At 57.8% G+C, this 21,096-nt stretch carries 26 protein-coding genes; 8 read left to right on the plus strand and 18 right to left on the minus strand.

Annotation, left to right across the window (positions count from 1 at the left end; genetic code table 11):
* The first annotated feature begins 33 nt into the window (after positions 1–33).
* Together ACTJI7_RS01385 and ACTJI7_RS01390 are read left to right on the plus strand one after the other, a co-directional pair.
* Positions 34–627: a TetR/AcrR family transcriptional regulator gene (locus ACTJI7_RS01385; RefSeq protein WP_063153977.1), complete on the plus strand. Its 594-nt coding sequence runs from the start codon at positions 34–36 to the stop codon at positions 625–627.
* Positions 628–701: 74 nt separating this feature from the next.
* Positions 702–1,301: an NAD(P)H-dependent oxidoreductase gene (locus ACTJI7_RS01390; protein ID WP_063153975.1), complete on the plus strand. Its 600-nt coding sequence runs from the start codon at positions 702–704 to the stop codon at positions 1,299–1,301.
* Between the two features lie 51 nt (positions 1,302–1,352).
* Here the strand turns inward: ACTJI7_RS01390 and ACTJI7_RS01395 are convergent, their stop codons facing one another.
* Complete coding sequence (locus ACTJI7_RS01395; RefSeq protein ID WP_028013049.1) at positions 1,353–1,829, minus strand: WbuC family cupin fold metalloprotein; 477 nt, start codon at positions 1,827–1,829, stop codon at positions 1,353–1,355.
* Between the two features lie 293 nt (positions 1,830–2,122).
* Between ACTJI7_RS01395 and ACTJI7_RS01400 the strand changes: the two genes are divergently transcribed.
* Positions 2,123–2,593: a hypothetical protein gene (locus ACTJI7_RS01400; protein WP_440669548.1), complete on the plus strand. Its 471-nt coding sequence runs from the start codon at positions 2,123–2,125 to the stop codon at positions 2,591–2,593.
* Positions 2,594–2,635: 42 nt separating this feature from the next.
* Here the strand turns inward: ACTJI7_RS01400 and ACTJI7_RS01405 are convergent, their stop codons facing one another.
* Positions 2,636–3,562: a LysR substrate-binding domain-containing protein gene (locus ACTJI7_RS01405; RefSeq protein WP_045261411.1), complete on the minus strand. Its 927-nt coding sequence runs from the start codon at positions 3,560–3,562 to the stop codon at positions 2,636–2,638.
* Positions 3,563–3,748: 186 nt separating this feature from the next.
* Between ACTJI7_RS01405 and ACTJI7_RS01410 the strand changes: the two genes are divergently transcribed.
* On the plus strand, positions 3,749–4,186 hold the full coding sequence (locus ACTJI7_RS01410; protein WP_063154467.1) for a VOC family protein: 438 nt from the start codon (positions 3,749–3,751) through the stop codon (positions 4,184–4,186).
* A 45-nt stretch (positions 4,187–4,231) separates the two neighbouring features.
* Here the strand turns inward: ACTJI7_RS01410 and ACTJI7_RS01415 are convergent, their stop codons facing one another.
* Positions 4,232–5,125: a dihydrodipicolinate synthase family protein gene (locus ACTJI7_RS01415; RefSeq protein ID WP_126346062.1), complete on the minus strand. Its 894-nt coding sequence runs from the start codon at positions 5,123–5,125 to the stop codon at positions 4,232–4,234.
* A 21-nt stretch (positions 5,126–5,146) separates the two neighbouring features.
* Positions 5,147–5,842: a B3/B4 domain-containing protein gene (locus tag ACTJI7_RS01420; RefSeq protein ID WP_126346061.1), complete on the minus strand. Its 696-nt coding sequence runs from the start codon at positions 5,840–5,842 to the stop codon at positions 5,147–5,149.
* 43 nt (positions 5,843–5,885) lie between these two features.
* On the opposite strand from ACTJI7_RS01420, the gene ACTJI7_RS01425 reads away from it, so the two are divergent.
* Positions 5,886–6,488, plus strand: a complete 603-nt coding sequence (locus ACTJI7_RS01425) for a helix-turn-helix domain-containing protein (protein ID WP_126346060.1) — start codon at positions 5,886–5,888, stop codon at positions 6,486–6,488.
* Between the two features lie 127 nt (positions 6,489–6,615).
* Positions 6,616–7,236 (plus strand): LysE family translocator, encoded by a 621-nt coding sequence (locus ACTJI7_RS01430; protein ID WP_063153965.1) that lies wholly within the window; start codon positions 6,616–6,618, stop codon positions 7,234–7,236.
* Between the two features lie 53 nt (positions 7,237–7,289).
* Here the strand turns inward: ACTJI7_RS01430 and ACTJI7_RS01435 are convergent, their stop codons facing one another.
* Complete coding sequence (locus tag ACTJI7_RS01435; protein ID WP_028013041.1) at positions 7,290–8,084, minus strand: AraC family transcriptional regulator; 795 nt, start codon at positions 8,082–8,084, stop codon at positions 7,290–7,292.
* A gap of 109 nt (positions 8,085–8,193) precedes the next feature.
* Here ACTJI7_RS01435 and ACTJI7_RS01440 point away from each other — a divergent pair, with 109 nt between their 5' ends.
* Positions 8,194–8,985, plus strand: coding sequence for a sulfite exporter TauE/SafE family protein (locus tag ACTJI7_RS01440; protein ID WP_248186498.1), 792 nt, complete (start codon positions 8,194–8,196; stop codon positions 8,983–8,985).
* A gap of 117 nt (positions 8,986–9,102) precedes the next feature.
* Here the strand turns inward: ACTJI7_RS01440 and ACTJI7_RS01445 are convergent, their stop codons facing one another.
* Positions 9,103–9,585, minus strand: coding sequence for a glutathione peroxidase (locus ACTJI7_RS01445; protein WP_069732320.1), 483 nt, complete (start codon positions 9,583–9,585; stop codon positions 9,103–9,105).
* Positions 9,586–9,721: 136 nt separating this feature from the next.
* Here ACTJI7_RS01445 and ACTJI7_RS01450 point away from each other — a divergent pair, with 136 nt between their 5' ends.
* A complete protein-coding gene (locus tag ACTJI7_RS01450; protein ID WP_063437324.1) occupies positions 9,722–10,993 on the plus strand; it encodes a serine hydrolase domain-containing protein in 1,272 nt (423 codons plus the stop codon).
* Here ACTJI7_RS01450 and paaY read toward each other — a convergent pair.
* From paaY to paaB, 12 genes are all read right to left on the minus strand, one after another.
* Positions 10,902–11,498 (minus strand): phenylacetic acid degradation protein PaaY, encoded by a 597-nt coding sequence (gene paaY, locus ACTJI7_RS01455; protein ID WP_045630362.1) that lies wholly within the window; start codon positions 11,496–11,498, stop codon positions 10,902–10,904. The two genes, ACTJI7_RS01450 and paaY, sit on opposite strands and share 92 nt — an antisense overlap.
* A gap of 9 nt (positions 11,499–11,507) precedes the next feature.
* Positions 11,508–12,443 (minus strand): phenylacetic acid degradation operon negative regulatory protein PaaX, encoded by a 936-nt coding sequence (paaX, locus tag ACTJI7_RS01460; RefSeq protein WP_126346054.1) that lies wholly within the window; start codon positions 12,441–12,443, stop codon positions 11,508–11,510.
* 84 nt (positions 12,444–12,527) lie between these two features.
* Positions 12,528–13,844, minus strand: coding sequence for a phenylacetate--CoA ligase PaaK (paaK, locus tag ACTJI7_RS01465; RefSeq protein ID WP_063942526.1), 1,317 nt, complete (start codon positions 13,842–13,844; stop codon positions 12,528–12,530).
* 27 nt (positions 13,845–13,871) lie between these two features.
* Positions 13,872–15,077, minus strand: coding sequence for a 3-oxoadipyl-CoA thiolase (pcaF, locus tag ACTJI7_RS01470; protein WP_047368479.1), 1,206 nt, complete (start codon positions 15,075–15,077; stop codon positions 13,872–13,874).
* Complete coding sequence (paaI, locus tag ACTJI7_RS01475) at positions 15,077–15,499, minus strand: hydroxyphenylacetyl-CoA thioesterase PaaI (RefSeq protein WP_028013034.1); 423 nt, start codon at positions 15,497–15,499, stop codon at positions 15,077–15,079. Before paaI ends, pcaF begins: the two co-directional genes overlap by 1 nt.
* Positions 15,489–16,913, minus strand: coding sequence for a 3-hydroxyacyl-CoA dehydrogenase PaaH (gene paaH / locus ACTJI7_RS01480; RefSeq protein ID WP_192979041.1), 1,425 nt, complete (start codon positions 16,911–16,913; stop codon positions 15,489–15,491). The genes paaI and paaH overlap by 11 nt, the downstream gene beginning before the upstream one ends.
* 1 nt (position 16,914) lies before the next feature.
* A complete protein-coding gene (gene paaG, locus ACTJI7_RS01485) occupies positions 16,915–17,703 on the minus strand; it encodes a 2-(1,2-epoxy-1,2-dihydrophenyl)acetyl-CoA isomerase PaaG (protein WP_041910183.1) in 789 nt (262 codons plus the stop codon).
* Positions 17,703–18,470: a 2,3-dehydroadipyl-CoA hydratase PaaF gene (gene paaF / locus ACTJI7_RS01490; RefSeq protein ID WP_048960752.1), complete on the minus strand. Its 768-nt coding sequence runs from the start codon at positions 18,468–18,470 to the stop codon at positions 17,703–17,705. Before paaF ends, paaG begins: the two co-directional genes overlap by 1 nt.
* A complete protein-coding gene (gene paaE / locus ACTJI7_RS01495) occupies positions 18,467–19,537 on the minus strand; it encodes a 1,2-phenylacetyl-CoA epoxidase subunit PaaE (protein ID WP_192979042.1) in 1,071 nt (356 codons plus the stop codon). The genes paaF and paaE overlap by 4 nt, the downstream gene beginning before the upstream one ends.
* A 7-nt stretch (positions 19,538–19,544) precedes the next feature.
* A complete protein-coding gene (paaD, locus tag ACTJI7_RS01500; RefSeq protein WP_192979043.1) occupies positions 19,545–20,042 on the minus strand; it encodes a 1,2-phenylacetyl-CoA epoxidase subunit PaaD in 498 nt (165 codons plus the stop codon).
* A gap of 11 nt (positions 20,043–20,053) precedes the next feature.
* Positions 20,054–20,800 carry a 1,2-phenylacetyl-CoA epoxidase subunit PaaC gene (gene paaC, locus ACTJI7_RS01505; protein WP_192979044.1) on the minus strand — a complete coding sequence of 249 codons (747 nt, stop codon included), beginning with the start codon at positions 20,798–20,800 and terminating at the stop codon, positions 20,054–20,056.
* Positions 20,801–20,808: 8 nt separating this feature from the next.
* Positions 20,809–21,096 (minus strand): 1,2-phenylacetyl-CoA epoxidase subunit PaaB, encoded by a 288-nt coding sequence (gene paaB, locus ACTJI7_RS01510; RefSeq protein ID WP_003857353.1) that lies wholly within the window; start codon positions 21,094–21,096, stop codon positions 20,809–20,811.

The following is a 21,096-nucleotide window of genomic DNA, read 5'->3' on the forward strand; positions in this document are numbered from 1 at the left end:
CTACCATCAGTAGATAACTGACCTGAGGCAAGCATGGTTGTTAAGCGCTTAAGAAAAGAGGACCGCCGCGTGCAGCTGCTGGAGGTTGCGCGAGGGATCGTGCGTCAGCAAGGCACGGAGGCGTTGACCCTTGGCTATCTGGCAGAACGGGCCAACGTGACCAAGCCTATCCCCTACGACCACTTTGGCGATCGTGAGGGGCTGCTGATGGCACTGTATCAGGACTATAGCGATCGGCAGCTGGCGAAATTCAGGGAGACGCTGGCGGTGGACAGCAAAACGCTGGAGAAGACGATCCGCTTTTTCAGCGCCGCCTATATCGACTGTGCCATTGCCGCCGGGCCTGAAACCGGGCCAATCGCCGCGGCGCTGTCCGGTTCCCGGGCGCTCCAGACGTTTCGGGAAGCATGCGTGGCCGAATGCGCCGACTGCCTGCGCACCGCGCTCTCTCCTTTTATCGTCTTAAAAGGCGTTCAGGGAGAAGCGGTACTGACGGCCATCATTGGCGCGGCGGAGGCCCTCAGCACCTCGGCGGGCAACGGCGTGCTCGCCCGGAATGTAGCGGAAGATATGCTCAGCGGCGTCATGACCGGGGTGCTGGAGACCTACGCGAATAGCACAAAATGATCGCCGGGGGCGGATTGACACCTAAGTTACCAATAGTAATATAGGCATCACTTCTCCCCCATCTGGAGGTCGCTATGTCTGCAACCCATGCCATTAAAAACGCGCTGATCGTGACGGCACACCCGATCGACAATTCGTTATCCCATACGCTGGCAGCCCGTATTGCCGGGAAATTACGCGAGGAAGGTACGCAGATTGAGATCGCCGATCTGCATGCTGAAGGGTTTAATCCGGCGATGACCCGCGCCGATCTCGATTTGTATCGTGGCGATCCGAGCGCCCTCCCCGATGATATTCTGCGCGAGCAAAAGCGCGTCGAGCGCGCGGATATGCTGGTATTCGTCTTCCCGGTGTACTGGTGGTCGGTTCCCGCGCTGTTGAAAGGCTGGTTCGATCGCGTGTTAACCCTGAACTGGGCGTACAAGGTGGCCGACGACGGCCGGATTGTGGGCAATTTACGTGATGTTCCCGTCCGCCTGATTGCCACCGGCGGTAGCGATCTTACCGGGTTCGATAAACACGGCTATTCGACGGCGATTCAGACACAGATAATCGAAGGGGTATTTGGCTTCTGCGGGTTGAAGAACGTTAAGCTCGAAATCCTTTACCAGGCAGACACGGCTACGCCTGAGCAGGTTGAGGAATTCCTGCAAAGACTCGGCGACATCCAGTAAACCATACGGTGCTGGCGCGCTTTTCTGCGCGCCGGGAACACTACAGGAAAATTACAGGGTAAAACGCCTATCACCCACCTGCGCCTGGGCGTACCATTTCATCAACTCTACAGTACCTGGCGCGTTCTCAGCAGGCGACCACGGGGCGGTATCGTGCTCAGGCACGGGCTGATACGCCCCGTGTTTTACCTCAAAAATGACGCCGCCTTTATCCAGCGACAGCACGGCATGCCAGGTTCCGGCATCCATCTCCAGGACTTTACACTCTTCGCCTAACACCACGCGCCGGGTCACGTTTCCGCTGTCGTCAAAATTCAGCACCAGAAAGCGGCCGCTCAGCGCCGTCAGCAGTTCAAACGTGTGCGGATGGCGATGGGGGCGGACATAGGTACCGGGTTCCATTGCAATGGCCAGGCGCTGCACCGGATCGCTCAGGTCAGGGTGTAAATTACGGTGTGCGCGTAAGCGAGGAGAATGTGCGGCCTGCTCGCTTTGCTGCTGCAGGTCACTAAAAGTAATTTGTTTCATATAAGCCTTTGAGAATGTGGCGATTAACGGCAAGCCGATTGCTGCACGACGTTATACCATCCTGAAAAGCCGATAAGCTAAGGCATTTGTGAAACAAAACGCTGCCGTGAGAGGATCTGCAATGTTGGAGCCCAGAGCACCACATTGAGTAAAACTCACATTAATGCCAACTATTTATCGTTTTTCAAACATAACCGCACTGAAATACCATCCATTTACCCCTGGTATACCGCTGTCAAAAACAGATAGCGACGTAAAAACAATAAATAATAATGTGCGGATATGGAGCACCTATGACACTCGATGTTTTATTCCATTTATTGAAAACCCTCTCACCAGAAAAAAGCACCGCTGATGAAAAAATACCTGCGCTAATCACCTTACTTTCCTCAGAAAGTCATCGTTCAGAAGCGCTTTCGCCATTTATACATCGACTGCACCTGCTCTCATTTGCCCAGAACGCTCCTGGCAATGCCGAGGAGCTACTCTCAGCACATATTACAAAAGACGACGGACTCTGCCCCCGGCCTGACTTCGCGGACTGGCCACGGGTGCGTTACGCCGAGTCCGGTGAAGTACAGACGCCGGAATCAGAAGAGTATTTTCGTAAAATGACCTCGGCTGCCAATGTGCTACGTTCTTCGCTGATCGACGAAGAGCGCGCAAAGGGGACGCCAGCGCTTTATATTCTGGATAAATTACTTAACCTGAATAGCGCACTGCCGGAAAGATATAAGAAGATGGCTAATATACCCTACGCGTAAACTTATTAAACAGGATAGTCCGTAAGGAATATCCTGTTTGATTTAAGACAGCCGCTTTTCATTATACTCAAGGCAGACGATATCCAGCGAAGGAACGACCGGCGAATTGAGGTTAAGCCAGGCCAGCAACCGTTCAATACTCTGTCCTCTGAGCGAATTTTTCGGCCAGACAAGATAGTATCCGTCCCCTGTTGCTATCGCCTCCCGGAAGGGCAGCGCGAGCAAGCCGCTTTTCAGCGCGTCGAGCGTGAGCCGGAGATCGGCCATCGCCACGCCGTGTCCGTGCATGGCCGCAAGGCTTCCCTGCTCCAGGGTGTCGAACACGATCCCGCCGCTCATGTCGAGGCCGGGGAATAAGCCCGTCCTTTTCAGCCAGCGCTTCCAGTCCCGTCGGTCCGGTGACGGATGAATAAGATCGCATTCTGGAAGCTGATGCCGGGCAGGCTCCAGCAAAGACGGCGTACAAACCGGAATAAGCCATTCGCTGAACAGCAGCCTGCTCTCCGTTGACTCGCCAAAATAGCCGTTACCGAGGAGGATCGCACAATCGTAGGGCTCGCGGCTGAAGTCAACCGTGTCGAAGTCCATCCAGACGCTGGCGATTTCGATTTTCGGCTTCGCATGATTCTCCCGAAAGGATTTAAGCACATTGAGAAGCCATCGCATCGTCAGGGTGCTGGGGGCTTTGAGGCGCAGAAGATGGTTTTCACTTTTGAATGCGCGACAGGCCCACTCAATATTCGAGAAACTTTCGCTAAGCTGCCCGGCCAGAATACGCCCGGCGTCGCTGACCTCCACTCTCGGTCCCTGCCGTTTAAACAGCTCGCAGTCGAACCACATCTCAAGCGTGCGGACATGCCTGCTGACCGCCCCCGGCGTGATATTCAGGACTTCAGCCGCTTTGCTGAACGAGTTCAGCCGTGCGGCAACTTCGAACGCGCGCAGCGCATACAGTGGCGGTAAAGACATACATTCCCTTTTTGGAAGGTGTAATCATACAGTTTTTGTATTATCGGCACACGATGACGTCAGCCAACATTTTTTATCGCCGAGGCGTCCAGCTGAGGCATGCCGATGATCCTGGCCTGGGTGGTGATGAAGATAGCTACTTTGAGATAATCTCTGTTCAGACTGACGGAAAAGAGGATGTTTAAAGTGCTGGCTTATATCACGATTGGGACAAATGACTTTCAGCGCGCCGTGAACTTTTATGACGCTATTTTTAACGTGCTGGGCTATACACGTCTGCCCGCCTGGACTGATAGCTGGGCAATGTGGGGAAACGAAAATCATCCGGATGACGAATTTAGCTTCTGCATTTGTCCTCCTTTTGACCAGCAACCCGCGACGGCGGGAAACGGGACAATGTTCGCTTTCAGAGCAGATAACGCGGACATTGTCAGACGCTTCCATGCAGCGGGCCTCCGTGCGGGTGGGAAAAATGAAGGCGTGCCCGGTACACGAACCGCCTACGGCCCCGACTTTTATGTTGCCTATCTGCGCGATCCTGACGGGCATAAACTGGCGTGCGTTTGCCAGCATTATTCTCCTGATGCAGATAAGCTATCAGGCGAAGAAGAGTCACTTCAATAATAAAATTTTGCTGTAAGGACCGGTAGACACCCAGTCCTGCGGAGATCACTTCAGCTCCAGCGTGCTTATTACATGGGAAATATCCGCGATGTCGCCAGCTGACAATGGTTGCAGAGGTCGAGGCAGGCAATCCATGTCGGTAAGACCAAGCACGCCAGCCGCAGCGGCAATAACGCGAATACTTCCGCCATGTTTACGGAACAGCGACCACAATGGCTCAAGGCGGGTTGTCAGGGCTGTAACGCGTTGACGATCGTTTGCCGCCGCGGCTTCAGTGATTTGTTTCGCCATCTCAGGGAACAGACCTCCACACACGGAATACCACACTTCACAACCGGCGTTTAATCCCAGTCCCGCATAAGCGTCGCCACTGATACCGATTGTTACGCCAGGATGCAGATGTTGACGTAACCCCTTCACCCGCTCAGTTGCTGCAGCGGGGCTATTCGGGACGCCAGGGATCTTGACCGAGCGAACACCCTCAAGTGATGAGAGACGACCGTGGAGTTCATCCGTAAAGGTAAAATGCGTCGTGCCCGGATTATCATAGATACACACCGGTACAGACACGTGCCGGGTAACGGTCTCAAAGAGTGAGAAGACTTCTTCGTCACGGAGTGGCTGGTAGCTGACCGCCGGGAGTAACAGCGCATTTGCACCAGCGGCCTGTGCATCATCTGCCAGATGCAGAATGGCATCGGTACTGACCGCTCCCACACACACCATCACGGGGATGTTCCCTGCATGCTGTTTGGCCAGCGTTGCTACGCGCTTGCGCTGCTCCCGGGTCAGATAGGCGTAGCTTCCGGTTGACCCCAGGATGCCCATAGAATCAACCCGAGCGTCTGTAAGACGGGAAAGGATATGGCTGAAACCCTTTTCATCCACGCCGCTGGCGGTGACTGGGGTTAATGGAAATGCCGACAAGCCGGTAAACATACATGTTTCTCCTGAAGGATATTACTGCTGTTGTTCTTCTATGAGAGCAACGTCAAACCACAGACCGGGCATCATTTTTTCCAGGCCGTCGGTCAGCATTTTTCCGGCTTCGTGAAGCGTCTCCAGCGGCATCTGCGGGAGACTCTCCAGAATGAACCACATTTGCTGCGCTTCCACGCCTAAGCGGGTTCTGATCCCCTGTCGCCAGTTCCAGCGACGGCAGGTCACGCCGATATCATCACACCAGATAACCTCACCTTGTGAAGGATACTCAACGGTGGTCTCTCCCTCTTTGACCGTATCAAAAGGCTCTCTTCCTTTGGCCACAGTCAGACGCGGCGCCCCCTGATAGGCAGAGAGATCCTCTCCACCAACCGGAACGGCATAGCGGAGACTGACGGCATTATAAAGATCAACGACAGGATCGAGCGCTGGCATCGTTCCGTCACGTAAGACGCGCTTGCGTAACGCATCCGCTGAGCAAGGGGTGCGTTTAGGTTTAGCCCCAAATTTTTGAAAAACGTCGGCCCATGCCGCCAGATGAGATTCCGCCCAGGCAGGCTCACCGGCCAGAACCGCCTCACAGGCTTCTCGCAGCGCCGTTTCTCCAGTGCCGGGATTAAGCACTGGCGCAGCTTTTACGCGGATACTGAGCGCCCGAAAACCGGGAGCAATACGATAAATTTCAGGAGAAATTGACGGAGATACTGTTAACACGTGATAATCCTGTAATGACCAATTTATTCCATGATAATGACCAATGACCAAAAAAGTCAATTTAATGACCGATGCAAATTCGATCGCCAGCTCCGTGAATGAAGCCGTTTCGCAGCGAATTAAACTGTATCGTAAGCAAAAGAAAATCTCCCTGGATGAACTCTCGCGTCAGGCGGGTGTAAGTAAGGGAGCGTTGGTTGAGATAGAGGGATGCCGGGCGAATCCCAGCATTGCCCTGTTATGTCGCCTGGCTGCCGCGATGGGGGTTTCGGTGGCTGATTTTGTGGATGTCAGTGCCAAACCGACCGTGCATCTCATTGCTGAAGATGAGATCCCAGAATTGTGGCAAGGTGAAACAGGCGGGAGAGCGAGATTGCTCGCAGGGTCGGGTGGCCCTGATATGACCGAGCTCTGGATGTGGGAAATGCAGCCCGGGGAAAAGTTTGCGTCACCCGGCCACGCGGAAGGAACGCTTGAACTGTTTTATGTTCAGTCGGGCACGCTCACACTCGGCGTACAGGATCACGTGTATCAGATAAAAACTGGCTGTTCGGCAACTGCCAGAACGGACCTTCCTCATTTCTATGAAAACCGGGAGAAGAACCCATTGGTATTCATCATGACAGTGCATGAGAAAGCGTCCTGAGTTGTAGCCCGGTATGCCAGCAGGGCTTGCCTCATTAAAGCAATTTACAATTTATTCACATAACTGCCTTTGTCTAATTGATTGGCGCAAAGTAAGGGGGTAACATCCACTCTTTCGGATAAAGAAAATGTCTGTTACTGATTCTCTCCTTGCCTTCTCTCTCGCTGCACTACTGCTCACCCTCACTCCGGGCCTGGATACGGCACTCATTCTACGAACGGCATGTGCTGAAGGTGGAAAGAAGGCTTTTCAGGCAGCTCTTGGAATCGATACTGGCTGTTTTATCTGGGGCGCACTCGTTGCGCTGGGACTGGGAGCGCTGCTGGCGGTGTCAGAGCTCGCTTATACCATACTGAAAATGTGTGGGGCAGCTTACCTTTGCTGGCTGGGTTTGCAACTGCTGAGGCGGCCACGTTCATCTTTCAATCACGGCGATGGCGTTAATCCTTCAGCGGGGAACTGGTTTATAAAAGGAATGCTGGGAAATGTACTCAATCCTAAAATGGGTATTTTCTATGTCTCTTTTTTACCTCAATTCATACCTGCCGGACATTCCCCCTTTGTATGGACTTTTATACTTGTCAGCATTCATGTTGCAATAGGGACAATGTGGTCAGTCACGCTCATTTTATCCACGCACTTTGCATCAGCCATACTGAAGAAAAGCAGTGTTGTCAGGGGAATGGACAGAGCTACAGGAGGATTGTTTTTGTGCTTTGCGGCTAAACTTGCACTCAGCACAAGATAACCTGATTAACGCTAACACAGCTCAGAACGTCCGCTGTGGTCACATAACTGACGTTATGAACGGTGCCCTGTGAAGCTTTTGAAATCAAGCCGATAATACGAAGGCGGCTGTCCCGTGACACGGCGGAACATCGTGGCGAAAGATGATGCATTGTCGTATCCGAGAGTGAGTGCCACTTCATTCACCGGTTTACCTGTTATCAGCAACGTCAGTGCACTGACGACACAGGCTCGCTGTCGCCATGCAGAAAATGACATGCCGGTTTGCCGTAAGAAAAGTCGACGAAAGGTACTGGCGCTCATAAACAGCGTACTGGCCCAGCGCTCAGCAGGGTCATGGATTGAGGGGTTGAGTAAAAACGCCTGACAAAGAGCCAACAGTGCCGGATGTTGTGGCAGCGGAATATCGAATTCGCGAACCGGCATTTCCGCCAGTTCCAGTAACAGCAGATTTACCAGCGCACGATCGCGTGCGCTGTCATACATCAGCGGCAAATCCACGGCATCAAGCAACAACTGACGTAACAATGGCGATACGCTGATCACCTTACAGTGTCGATACTTAATCGATCCCGTCACGCATGTTGGTTCAATATATAAGCTACGCGTAGTCACACCTACAAACCGGACAGCGTGAGGGGTTTCGGGTGGGATCCATACTGCATGTTGTGGGGGAACAACCCACTCTCCGTTACAGGTTGAGACGTACATGAGACCCGTTGCGCCATACAGCAGCTGCGCGCGGCGATGTTGGTGTTGTGGCAGTATAAATCCCTGCGCATAGTCATTGCCTAACGCCACCACTTCACGATCGAGCTTATCGACATCTTCAATTTTTACGTTGCGCACACCGGTCTCCATCTGAACGATTTACAAAGGTAATTGAGCGCTGCGCAAATGGGAAGCAGGATGCTACCGGTATAAGCTGCTCGCTCATTTTCAGGTCGGGGATATTCTCTTGAACGATACCGCAATTATTGCACTGGCAGGCTTTACTACCGGTATCACCACGGTGCTCTTTGGTTTTGGGGGCGGTTTTGTCGTGGTGCCATTTGTTTATCAATTGATGCTGCGGCAGTCTGAGCTGGCAGGAAACGCCATGCATATCGCGGTTGCTACCTCAACGGCGGTGATGATATTTAACGCGGGCTGGGTCAGCTATCGAAACTGGCGCGCCGGCAAACTTTCAGCGCAGACATTGTTCCCATTATTATGGTTTATCGCCATCGGGGCTGTCGTGGGTTCCTGTCTGGCGGGAGTCTTCAGCGAGAATATTGTTCGCGCACTGTTCATTCTTTATATGCTGGTAACCATTGGCGATTGTTTGTTGCGCAAAGGTTTTTTTAGCTGCAGTTCCCCGCGTCGCTTGTCACTTTCTGTGGTAACGGGCGGCGGAGTGATCATCGGCATGATAGCCGCATTGCTGGGCGTGGGTGGCAGCGTGATGACAGTGCCATTATTACGGCGACACGGCTATGCGATGGGTGAATGTATTAGCGCTTCTAACCCGCTTTCTCTGCCTGTCGCGCTGTGTGGTGCCGTGACGTATGCAGTCATTGGTTGGCAAAATATTCCGGTGAGCGGATTTCTCGGTTTTATCAGCCTGAAAATTTTAGGTCTGTTGGTACTGACGGGCTGGGCTGGAATAGTTTTTAGCCGTCGGGTTATACCTGCTTTACCTGACATATGGCACGCACGAATCTATGTAATACTGCTGTGCCTGGTGCTACTGGCGATGCTGCTCCAGTAAACCCATCCATCGCGGCGACTACTGGGCTACCTGTACCAACGTCCGCTCCTGGCACAGAGCGGACAATATGAATTTCGGCTATACCCGGCAAATGGATGGCTCTGGCGACAAAAACACTCACCTTCCCAGTGCCGCAACAATTGCCCCCTCCATTTTCTCTGGCGTCGTCATCGGTGCAAAACGCTTGAGCGGCTTACCGTCGCGTCCGATCAGAAACTTAGTAAAGTTCCACTTGATCCGCCCACCCAGCACGCCAGGCAATTCGTTTTTCAGATAACGAAAAATCGGGTGTGCTGCGGAGCCATTGACCTCAACTTTCCCGAACATGGGAAAACTGACGCCGTAGTTAATGTAACAGGTCTTTGAGATTTCATCGGCGTCGCCGGGTTCCTGCTTACCGAACTGGTTGCAGGGGAAGCCCAGCACCACTAACCCTTGTTCGGCGTATTTCTTGTATAGCGCTTCGAGACCCGCATATTGGGGCGTAAAGCCGCACTGGCTGGCGGTATTGACGACCAAAACCACCTTCCCCGCATAGTCGGCCATTGAGATGAGACTGCCATCCAGGCGGGTGGCGGTAAGCTGATGAAAGCGTGTCATGCTGAAATCCTCAAAGCAGGCCGAAAAGCTGCTATGACCACCCACGCGGCGGCCTCCGTACAGAAAGTTTACATTCAAACAGGCTAAGTGTGATACATTCCCGCCGCGCCAATGACCACCACACTCGCTATCAGGTATGCAGAACATCACAAAAAAAATTCGCTGGCTTCTGCTTGCTATCCCATTCCTCAGCGGTTGTGGCACGCTCTCGCAAATGTCCTCCCCGGAAGGTACCCAGGAACTCCTCACCCATGAATCGCTGGATGGCGACGTTGACAGCGTGGTGCGTCACTACATGGCGCAAAAGTCCGTTCCAGGAATGACGGTCGCGGTGATCCATAATCACGGCTCGCCTCAGTTTTACACCTGGGGCGTTACCGATGCGGTCAACCGCTACCCGGTCAGGCCCGATACCCTGTTTGCGCTCGGCTCGCTCAGCAAAGGGATCACAGCGGAAGTGGTGGCCTGTCTGGTGAGTGAGGGGCAACTGAACTGGAACGACAGCCTGGCGACATTGCTACCGCCGGGAACGCCGCTAAGTAAGGATGCACAAAAAATCACCCTGCTGGAGCTGGTAACCCACACCTCCGGCCTTCCGCGCCAGAATATGGACGTTCCGATGCTCGGAAAATTCATCCGCTACTTAGGCACGGGTGATAATTTCTACGGTGAACTGGACAGCGATAACGTGCTGCGTTATCTGGCGAACTGGCGCGCGCCGAGAGATAAAACGCCGCAATATTCCAATACCGGCTACGCCCTGATTGGCTATATCCTGAAGCACAAAACCGGCGAAGATATACAAAGTTTAGCGTCACGCTATATTTTCCGTCCGCTGCATATGGCTAACAGCAGCTTTACGCCCCAGAAGCTCAAAGGATACCCCCAGCGGGCGCTCGGCCACGCGGGCGATCAGCCAAAATTCATCCCGCGCGGGCAACTGACGCCAGACTGGCATTTTTCCAACAACATGGTGGCGGCGGCAAGCCTGTACAGTAACGCCGAAGATCTGGCGGCCTATGCCCGCTATCACGTCTCTACGACCCACAATCCCTTGCTGGACAGCGTCTTTGACGAAGTCAGAAATACCGATATTCAACGCCCCGACGGGGTGCAGGGCATTGCCTGGACCACCGACTTTATCGGTCTGGAAAAAATCACCTATCAGGTCGGCTATATCGGCGGCTACTCCAGCTTCATCGGCTATGACAAAGAGAAAGGCAATGCGGTGGTGGTGCTGCAAAATATCTTTAACTGGAGCAACTATATTGGCATCGCGCTACTGATGGATATGGCGAAAAAAGACGGCCTTACCCCTACATCGCCGACTTCGGCCTTAAGTTCTCGTCAAACGCCAGCCGTTTCCGGTCAGGCTCAGCCTCGCGCAGCGGCTCAACCTGGTGCATAGTTAGCTTGCAGCGCTCCACCAGCACTTGATACTCCCGGGTGCCCTGCCGCTTCCACGCCATCTCCTGCTCGCTCAGCTCGCGAATCGCTTTGGCCGGGCTGCCGATAATCAAGTGGTTGGCAGGCATCTCCGCTTTCGCCTTCACGAACGCCGCCGCGCCGACGATGCTGTTTTCACCAATCACTGCCCCGTCCATCACCACCGCGTTCATACCCACCAGCGCGTTGCGGCGGATGATGCAGCCGTGCAGGATGGCGCTGTGGCCGATATGTCCGTCCTCTTCCACCACCGTGTCCTGCTCCGGGAAACCGTGCATCACGCAATTATCCTGAATGTTCGCGCCATCTTTCACCACGATACGGCCAAAATCACCGCGCAGGCTGGCATTAGGGCCAACATAAACGCCTTTACCCAGAATTACGTCGCCAATCAGCACCGCCGTTGGGTGAACATAGCTCTCGTCAGGTACCACCGGCGTCAGACCGTCAATTTGATAAACTGGCATCTTCACTCCTTATGCGCTTGTAAGACCACCAAAGCGTTGATAGTAGAGCGTGCCGGGCACGGGCAGTTCGCCCACGGAGGTTTCGCCCTTCTCGCTGACAAACGCCAGCGCCCCCGGCGCGACACGCTGATAGATATTAATGCAGAGCTGTCGGGCGCTTTGCCCCGCCCAGTGCGCGGGCAGTAACTCCTCCGGCAGCAGTGGGTCTTTCAGCACCACGCGGCGATAAAAGTGAATCAGCAGCAGCTGGATCTGGAAGCAGCGCTCCGGCGTCAGCTCCTCCGGCGCGGCCTCCTTCAGCAGCGGCAGCAGCGGGCGGAACGAGTTGATAAACGACTCGTACATCGCGTTTTGCTCGGTTAACTGCCAGCACTCTTCCACCCGCGAACGCAGCGCGGCGCGGGAGAGCGCCAGCGGCGAGTGGGCTTCGAAGAAGATCACGTTTTCCGCCACGCCGGCATCGTGAAGCAGGGACTGCACGTCCGCCAGATGCTGCGACGGCGAGGCCATCAGGCTCGGTGCCAGCGTGCCAAATCCTTGCCAGATGAGCTGTTTTTTCACATCCGCGAGCGTAGTTTTATCCAGCCCTTCGGAGAGCAGAAGCAGCCATTTGCCGTCCCAGGCGGGCAGCTCTGAGCGATAAATCTTATTCTCCGCGCGACGCGTCAGCCGTAGCCCCTTATCGCTCAGGCGGTAAAAGCTGCGCCGCCCGATGCGGGAGACGTCCAGCCAGCCCTCTTTGTTGAGGCGAAACAGCGCGGTGCGCACGAAGCGCTCGCCAAATCCCATGCCTTCCAGTAAGGCGGCCAGGCTGCCGAGCCAAATCTCGCCGCCGCGGTGGGAAAGCGCGTCACCGTATAACGAGGAGATAAGCGACGTTCCGCTGACGGGAACCGAGCTGACCGCGTGCTGGATAAAGGCGTCGAGTTTATTCATGTGATTCATTCTTTTGTTATTTTTGTCCTGGATGAATCATAGCATAAGCCCCTCACCCTGGCCCTCTCCCTAAAGGGGAGAGGGCCAGGTGTTTTAACCGTTCGCCGCCGCTTTACGCAGATCAAACACCCGGCAGGCTTTCCCCTCCGAGCGCGGGATGCTGCCGCAGTTCACAATCATCACGTCGGTGGAAATCCCGACCATCGACTTTATGCGGTGGCGCAGCTGGTGGCACACCTGGCAACGCTGTTCGTGCGTCAGCGTTAAGCTGCTCTCTTTCAGCTCCACCTTCACGGAAAGTGAATCAAGATGCCCACGACGATTCACCTCCAGCTGATAGTGCGGAGAAAGGTGTTCGAACTTCACGATCTCCTCTTCCAGCTGCGACGGGAAAACGTTGACGCCGCGGATGATCAGCATATCGTCGCTGCGGCCGCCGATCCGGTCCATACGGCGCATACTGCGCGCGGTTGCTGGCAGCAGACGCGTCAGGTCGCGGGTGCGGTAGCGGATCACCGGCAGCGCCTCTTTGGTCAGCGTGGTGAACAGCAGTTCGCCCTGCTGGCCGTCATCCAGCGGCGTGCCGTCGTTCGGGTTGACGATCTCCGGGTAGAAATGATCTTCCCAGATGGTTGGGCCGTCGGCGGTTTCGATACACTCCATCGCCACGCCCGGCCCCATCACCTCGGAGAGGCCATAAATATCCAGCGCCGTAATGCCTAAGCGTTTTTCGATTTCGCGACGCATGGCCTGCGTCCACGGCTCCGCGCCGAAAACGCCCACGCGCAGTGAGCAGGTGCTGGCGTCGCCGCCCATCTGGCGCTCCAGCTCCTCGATCAGGTTGAGACAGTAGGATGGCGTCACCATGATCATGTCCGGCTGGAAATCACGGATCAGCTGCGCCTGTTTCTCTGTCTGGCCGCCGGACATCGGGATCACCGTCGCCCCCAAACGCTCGGCGCCGTAGTGTGCGCCCAGCCCGCCGGTAAACAGGCCATAGCCATAGGCCACGTGAATTTTGTCCTTCGCGCTGCCGCCCGCCGCGCGTAGGGAGCGCGCCACCAGGTTGGCCCAGTTGTCGATGTCGCCCTGCGTGTAGCCGACAACCGTCGGTTTGCCGGTGGTGCCGGATGACGCGTGAATGCGCACCACCTGCTCCATCGGCACGGCAAAGGTATCAAACGGGTAGTTATCCCGCAGGTCCTGCTTGGTGGTGCACGGGAATTTGCGAATATCCGCCAGCTCGTTGAAATCGTCAGGGTGAACGCCCGCAGCGTCAAACTTGCGTTTGTACATCGGCACGTTGTTATAGGCGTGGTGCAGCGTCCATTTCAGACGCGCGGTCTGCAGCGCCTGCAGTTCGTCAAGGGAGGCCGTTTCAATCGGATCAAGCTTTGTTGTATTTGTCATCGCAGGGTACTCACATTGTTTTTATGCTCAAACACGCTCAAGGATCATGGCAATGCCTTGACCCACACCGATGCACATCGTACACAGCGCGTAGCGCCCGCCGCGTCGGTGCAGTTCATTACTCGCGGCCAGCGCCAGTCTGGCGCCGCTCATCCCCAGCGGGTGACCAATCGCTATCGCGCCACCGTTCGGGTTGACGTGCGCGGCATCATCCGGCAATCCCAGCTGACGCAGCACACCCAGCGCCTGCGCGGCGAAAGCTTCGTTAAGCTCGATCACGTCCATCTCGTTAATGCTGAGTCCGGCGCGCTCCAGAACCTTGCGCGTGGCCGGTACCGGGCCGAGTCCCATCAGACGTGGCTCCACGCCTGCCGTCGCCATCGCCACGATCCGCGTGCGCGGGACCAGCCCCTGCGCCAGCGCCATCTGCTCGCTGGCGACGATCAGCGCCGCTGCGCCGTCGTTGACCCCGGAGGCATTTCCCGCCGTGACCACCCCGTTCCTGCGGAACGGCGTTTTTAGCCCGGCAAGCTGCTCAAGCGTGGTGTCCGCGCGGGGATGTTCATCCTCGCTGAACTCGTTGACCGCCCCTTTTTTCCCCGGCACCTGCACCGACACAATCTCCTGCGCCAGAATGCCATTCTGCTGCGCCTGCGCGGTACGCTGCTGGCTGCGCAGCGCGAACGCGTCCTGATCGGCACGGCTGATATTTAACAATTCAGCTACATTCTCTGCCGTTTCCGGCATGCTGTCAGTTCCGAATTGCTGATGCATGAGCGGATTCACAAATCGCCAGCCGATGGTGGTATCAAAGATCTCCGCCTGTCGCTGGAACGCGGCGGTGGCTTTGCCCATCACAAACGGCGCGCGGGACATGGACTCCACGCCGCCCGCAATCAGCAGGTCGCCGTCGCCCGCCTTAATGGCGCGTGCGGCAAAACCAATCGCGTCCAGCCCCGACCCGCACAGGCGGTTAATGGTGGTTCCGGACACCGTCTGCGGCAGCCCGGCCAGCAGCGACGACATACGCGCCACGTTGCGGTTATCTTCACCCGCCTGGTTCGCGCAGCCGAAGATCACGTCGTCAATCCGCTCCAGATCGAGCTGCGGATAGCGGGCCAGCAGCGCGCGCAGCGGCACGGCGCCGAGATCGTCAGTCCGAACGGCGGAAAGCGCCCCGCCGTAGCGCCCAACCGGGGTTCGAACGCCATCACAAATAAATGCGTCACGCATCAGGCCTCTCCTGTCACATTGCCGCCGATGCGGTGAGATTTTCCGCGAAAAAGGGCGACGGTTTTCTGTTGCTGGTTCTGAATTTCAATGTCGTACACGCCGGTCAGCCTGCCCTGATGCTTCACCCGCGCGGTGGCGGTGAGCGTGTCCCCGGCAAAGCCCGGACGCAGAAAATCAATCGAACAGCCGGAGGCCACCGCCGCCAGCCCCTGACTGTTGCAGGCGTAGGCAAAGGCGGTGTCTGCCAGCGAAAACAGCTGTCCGCCGTGGCAGGTTTGGTGGCCGTTGAGCATCTGCGGGGTGATGGTCATGGACACCACCGCGTAGCCGTCGTCCATATCGACAATGTCCATCCCCATCGCCTGCGCGCAGGCGTCCCGTTCATACATGGCGCGGGCGTTGTGCCAGGCGTTATGACTCATAGCTACTCTCCAGAAGCGCGCGCTGGCGCAGCAGGGAACAGGGGCGATAGCGTTCTTCGCCGTAATGACGCTGCAGGTTCTCCAGCAGCGTCAGCAGGCGCTGCCAGCCCAGGCGCTCGCCCCAGGCGATCGGCCCGCTCGGGTAATTCACGCCCAGGCGCATGGCGGTATCGATGTCCTTCTCGCTGGCGACCCCTTTTTGCAGAGCATCCAGCGCTTCGTTGGCAATCATCGCCACCGTGCGCCAGACCAGCAGGCCGGGATAATCGGCAATCTGCACCACCCGAAGCCCCTGCTGCTGCAGGTAGCGGATGGCCTTTTGCGTCGCGGTATGCGGGTTGCTGGCGGCTGCGGCGATGATCGCGACGTCGCGCTCGATGCGGTCTACTACAACCACCGGCCCGTTGAGCCGCAGCGCCAGGGCCTGCGCGGTTTCGCCCTGCGTTTCAATCAGGTACACATCATCAATTTCCGTGACACCGTCACGTATTTTTTCCACGCGCATCGGGCTATAGCTGTCGTTCACGGTATCAGCCCAGCGCACCCCGGGCCTGTCGCCCTGCCAGTCATAAACGCCCTTCCCGCTTTTTTTGCCCAGCCTGCCAGCCAGCACCAGCTCCTGCTGCACCAGCGAGGGCAGAAAACGACGCTCCTGCCAGAAGGCGTTAAATACCGAGCAGGTCACCGCGAAGTTCACGTCCTGACCAATCATGTCGGTCAGCTCCAGCGGGCCCATCGGGAAGCCGCCGCCTTCGCGCAGGGCGGCGTCAATCACCTCCGGCGCGGCTACCTGCTCCTCCAGCGCGCGCCAGGCCTCCGAATAGAACGGACGCGCGACGCGGTTGACGATGAACCCCGGCGTCGACTGGCAGCGCACGGGCTGCTTGCCCCAGTTCAGCGCCAGCTCGCACAGCGCGTCGGCCACTTCCGGGGAGGTCGCCAGCCCGCTGACCACCTCCACCAGCTTCATAACCGGCGCCGGGTTGAAGAAGTGCAGCCCGGCGACGCGCTCCGGATGGTGGATATCCGCAGCAATCGCCGTGACGGAGATCGAAGAGGTATTGCTCGTCAGCACCGTCTGCGGCGGGCAGATTTCCGCCAGCTGCGAAAACAGCGCCTTTTTCACTTCCAGCCGTTCCGAGGCCGCTTCAATCACCAGTTCGGCCGCGGAGAGCGCGTCGATATCCGTGACGGGAAGCAGCCGGGCGAGGATCTGGCTCCCGGCATCGGCGGAGAGTTTTCCGCGCGTCACCCGGGAGGCCAGACGCTGGCGAATCCCCTCGATAGCGCGGGATATCGCATCGCTGGAAATATCGTAGAGCAGCACCTGATGCCCGTGGCTGGCCGCCACTTCTGCAATCCCCGCGCCCATCGTGCCGCTGCCAATCACGGCGACAGTCCGTATGTTGAGCATCTTATTTCCCCGTAAAGTTAGGCGCGCGCTTCGCGAGGAAAGCGCTGACGCCCTCGCGGTAGTCGTCGCTGCGACCGGCCAGACGCTGATAGTCGCGCTCCAGGTCAAGCTGCGCATCGAGGGTGTTGGTTTCCGCAGCATTGATCGCCTGCTTGATCAGGCCCAGGCCGAAGGTCGGCTGCGAGGCAAAGTGCAGCGCCATCTGCTGCGCAGTGGCGGAGAGCTGGTCGTCGTCCACCACCTGCCAGATCATCCCCCACGCCTGCGCCTGCTCGGCGCTGAGTTTGTCCCCGAGCAGCGCCAACCCCATGGCGCGGGCCCGTCCGGCCACGCGCGGCAGCAGCCACGTGCCGCCGCAGTCCGGCACCAGGCCGAGCTTGCTGAAGGCCATCACGAAGTTGGCCGACCGGGCGGCAATCACCATGTCACAGCCGAGCGCCAGCGTAGCTCCCGCGCCAGCCGCCACCCCGTTAACCGCGCAGATGACCGGCTTCGGCAGCTTTGCCAGGCGCCGCACCAGCGGGTTGTAGAAGGTTTCGACAGACATCCCCAGATCCGGCGCCGGGCCGTTGGGGTCGACGTTACGGTCGTTCAGATCCTGACCGGCGCAGAACCCGCGTCCTGCCCCGGTGATCAGCAGGCAGCGGATGGCATCATCGCGCTCGGCCTGCTTCAGGCACTCGGCAAGCTGCTGGTGCATCACGTCGTTAAAGCTGTTCAGACGCTCCGGACGGTTCAGCGTAATGGTCATTACGCCCTGTTCTACGTGACTGAGAATAAATTCCACAATTAGCGTCCTTTAAAGTCGGGGGTGCGTTTTTGTAAGAAGGCGTCGATACCTTCCCGGCGGTCTTCGGTGGCGGAAAGCAGCGTAAACAGCTGGCGCTCTTGGGCCAGACCGGCCTGTAGCGGCACCTCCTGGGACTGGCGCAGCGCCTGCTTCGCCGCCTGCAGCGCCAGCGGAGAGTGGCGCGCCATCAGCGCCGCCTGCTTCAGGGCGTACTCCAGTGTCAGAGACGCCGGGAAGAGATCGCTCACCAGCCCGGCGCCCAGCGCCTGCTCTGCGGTAATGCTCTCGCCGGTCAGCACCATTTTGCTGGCCAGGGATTTACCGACGCTGCGGATCAGTCGCTGGGTGCCACCCGCGCCGGGCATGATGCCCAGCGTGATTTCCGGCAGGCCGAAACGGGCGTTATCGCCAGCAATGATCACGTCGCACAGCAGCGCCAGCTCGCAGCCTGCGCCCAGCGCGAAGCCGTTCACGGCGGCAATCAGCGGTTTGTTAAACGCGTTAATGCGCGCCCATAGCTGCGGGCGGATATCGTTCAGGGTGGCGGGCAGGTCCTTCTCCGCCATTTCGTTGAGATCGGCCCCGGCGGCAAAGCAGCGCTCGCTACCGTAAATTACGCAGACGGCGATATCGGCATCCACGGCCGCGGCCTCAAGCTGTTCCGCAAGCTGCGCCAGCAGCGCATTGTTAAGGGCGTTGCGCGCCGCCGGACGGTTCAGCGTCAGCTGCAGCACGCGGCCATGACGGGTAACAATCAGCTCGCTCATGCCATCCCCTTCGCGTCAAAGTCGACAATCACGTCGGCGGTTAACGGCAGCGACTGACAGCTCAGTACGTACCCGGCGGCCAGCTCGTCCGGCTCCAGGCTGTAGTTGGTTGCCATGTCCACCTTGCCGCGCAGCACTTTGCATTTGCAGGTGGCGCACACGCCGCCCTTGCAGGCATACGGCAGATCCGCTCCCTGACGCAGGGCAGCATCAAGAATGCTTTCGTCGTCCGCCGTCAGGGTGATTTCACGGTCGCGCCCGTCCTGGCGCACGGTCACTTTTTGACCTTCCGCCTGCACGTGCACCGCGCGCTTAACGGTGATTCCGGAGGTGTTAAAGCGCTCAAGGTGAATGGATTTTTCCGGCATCCCCAGCGCTTTCAGCGTCGCTTCGGCGTCGTCCATCATCGCCGACGGGCCGCAGATAAAGGCCTCGTCATACTGGCGGAAGTTGATCAGGGTTTTCGCCAGCGCCTGCAGCTTTTCCCCGTCGATGCGGCCAAAGAGCAGGTCGCTGTCCAGCCGCTCCTGGCTGAAGATGGAGACCAGCTGCAGCCGCTGCGGGTATTTGTCCTTCAGGTCCGCCAGCGCCTGGCGGAACATCATGCTCTGGCTGCTGCGGTTGCCGTAGATCAGGGTGAAATGGCTGTTGGATTCGATCGAAAGCGTGGCGGAAATAATCGCCAGCATCGGGGTGATCCCGGAGCCTGCGGCAATTGCCAGGTAGTGGCCTTCACGTTCAGGCTGCGGCTGGTAGCCAAACTGCCCTTGAGGAACCATCACCTCCAGCGCCATGCCCGCTTTGATCTCATCCCGGGCATAGCGGGAGAAGCGCCCGCCCTCAATCGCTTTGACCGCCACGCTGATCTCACCCGGCGCGGTGCTGCGGCAGATGGAGTAGCAGCGGCGCAGCTCGTCTTCGCCCAGCGTCGTTTTCAGGGTCAGGTGCTGGCCGGGGCGGAAGCGGTAGGCCTCCTGCAACGCCTGCGGCACCGCGAAGGTGATGGTTACCGCGTCGCGGGTTTCGGGTTCCACTTTTGCCACTGTTAATGAATGAAACGTTGTCATGGCAGCCTCAAATACATTTGAAATAGTCGAAGGGCTCACGGCAGGTATTGCAGCGGTAGAGCGCTTTGCAGGCCGTCGAGCCAAATTCACTGATAAGGGAGGTGTCGGTGCTGGCGCAGCGCGGGCACCTCACCTCTGCAGGGGCGTGCGCGTGACAGCTATGCCCCACGGGTGGGCTGATGCCGTACGCCCGCAGGCGCTCGCGCGCGTCGGCGGTCATCCAGTCGGTGGTCCAGGCAGGTTCAAGCTGGAGCACGATGTGCACGGGGGTGAAGCCGTGCGCGGTCATCGCCTCGCGGATCGCCCCCAGCAGGTGTTCCGTTGCCGGGCAGCCCGAGTAGGTTGGCGTGAAGCCAATCACCCAGCCTTCCCCCTGCGCCTTCACGCTGCGCACCATGCCTAAATCGGTGATGGTTAACACAGGCACTTCCGGATCGGGGATCTGGCTTAACAGCGACCAGATCTGCGGAATTTGCGCAGGCGCGATGTCGACGAGGCGTTGCATAGCGTTCTCCTTTACCACTGCTGACCGGGATACGCGCGCTGGAGATACTGCATTTCCGCCAGCATCGGACCCAGATGTTCGGTATGAAGCCCCTTCTTGCCCCCGGTGCGGTACGCCACCTCTGCGGGAACCTGCAGACAGGCTTCTTTCAGACCAGCAAACACTTCGCTTTCCCACGGCTGGCGCAGGGTTCGCGGATCCACCGCCACGCCGGCGTCAATCAGATCAAGCTCGACCTCATCGGCGTCAAACAGCTCCGCCGTAAACCGCCACAGGCTGTCGATGGCCTGCTGCATTTTTTGCGCGGAGGTTTCGGTCCCGTCGCCCAGCCGCACCAGCCAGCCGCGGCTGAAGCGCAGGTGGTAGCGCGCCTCTTTGATCGCTTTGGCGGCGATGGCAGCAAGCTGGCCGTCGCTGCTCTGTGTCAGGCGTTCGAACAGCGCCACGTTCCAGGCATCCATCAGGTACTGGCGTGCAATCGTGTCGGCGAAGCTGCCGTTCGGCTGCTCCACCAGCAGGACGTTGCGGAACTGGCGCTCGTCGCGGCCAAACGCCAGCGTGTCTTCATCGCCCTGGCCTTCTAATTCCGCGGCATAGGTCAGGAAATTGCGCGCCTGCCCCAGCAGGTCGAGGCCGATATTGGCGAGCGCGAGGTCAATTTCCAGTTCAGGCGCGTGGCCGCACCAGGCGCCGAGACGCTGGGAGAGCACCAGACCGTTGTCGCCCAGACGCAGGGCATAGGCAGTCACTGAGTTCATTCTTTGCCTCACATATGCTCGATGCCGTCAGGGATGGTGTAGAACGTCGGATGGCGGTAAACCTTGCTTTCCGCCGGGTCGAAGAACTCGCCGCTCTCTTCCGGCTGGGAGGCCACAATTTCACTCGCCTTCACCACCCAGATAGAACACCCTTCGCTGCGGCGGGTGTAGGCATCACGGGCATTTTCCAGCGCCATGCGATCGTCGGCGGCATGCAGGCTGCCCACATGACGGTGGGATAACCCTTGTTTGCTGCGTACGAACACTTCGTACAGCGGCCAGTAGACATTGCTCAT

The sequence above is a fragment of the Enterobacter sp. 22499 genome, from assembly GCF_052044815.1.
GTDB classification, from domain to species: domain Bacteria; phylum Pseudomonadota; class Gammaproteobacteria; order Enterobacterales; family Enterobacteriaceae; genus Enterobacter; species Enterobacter bugandensis.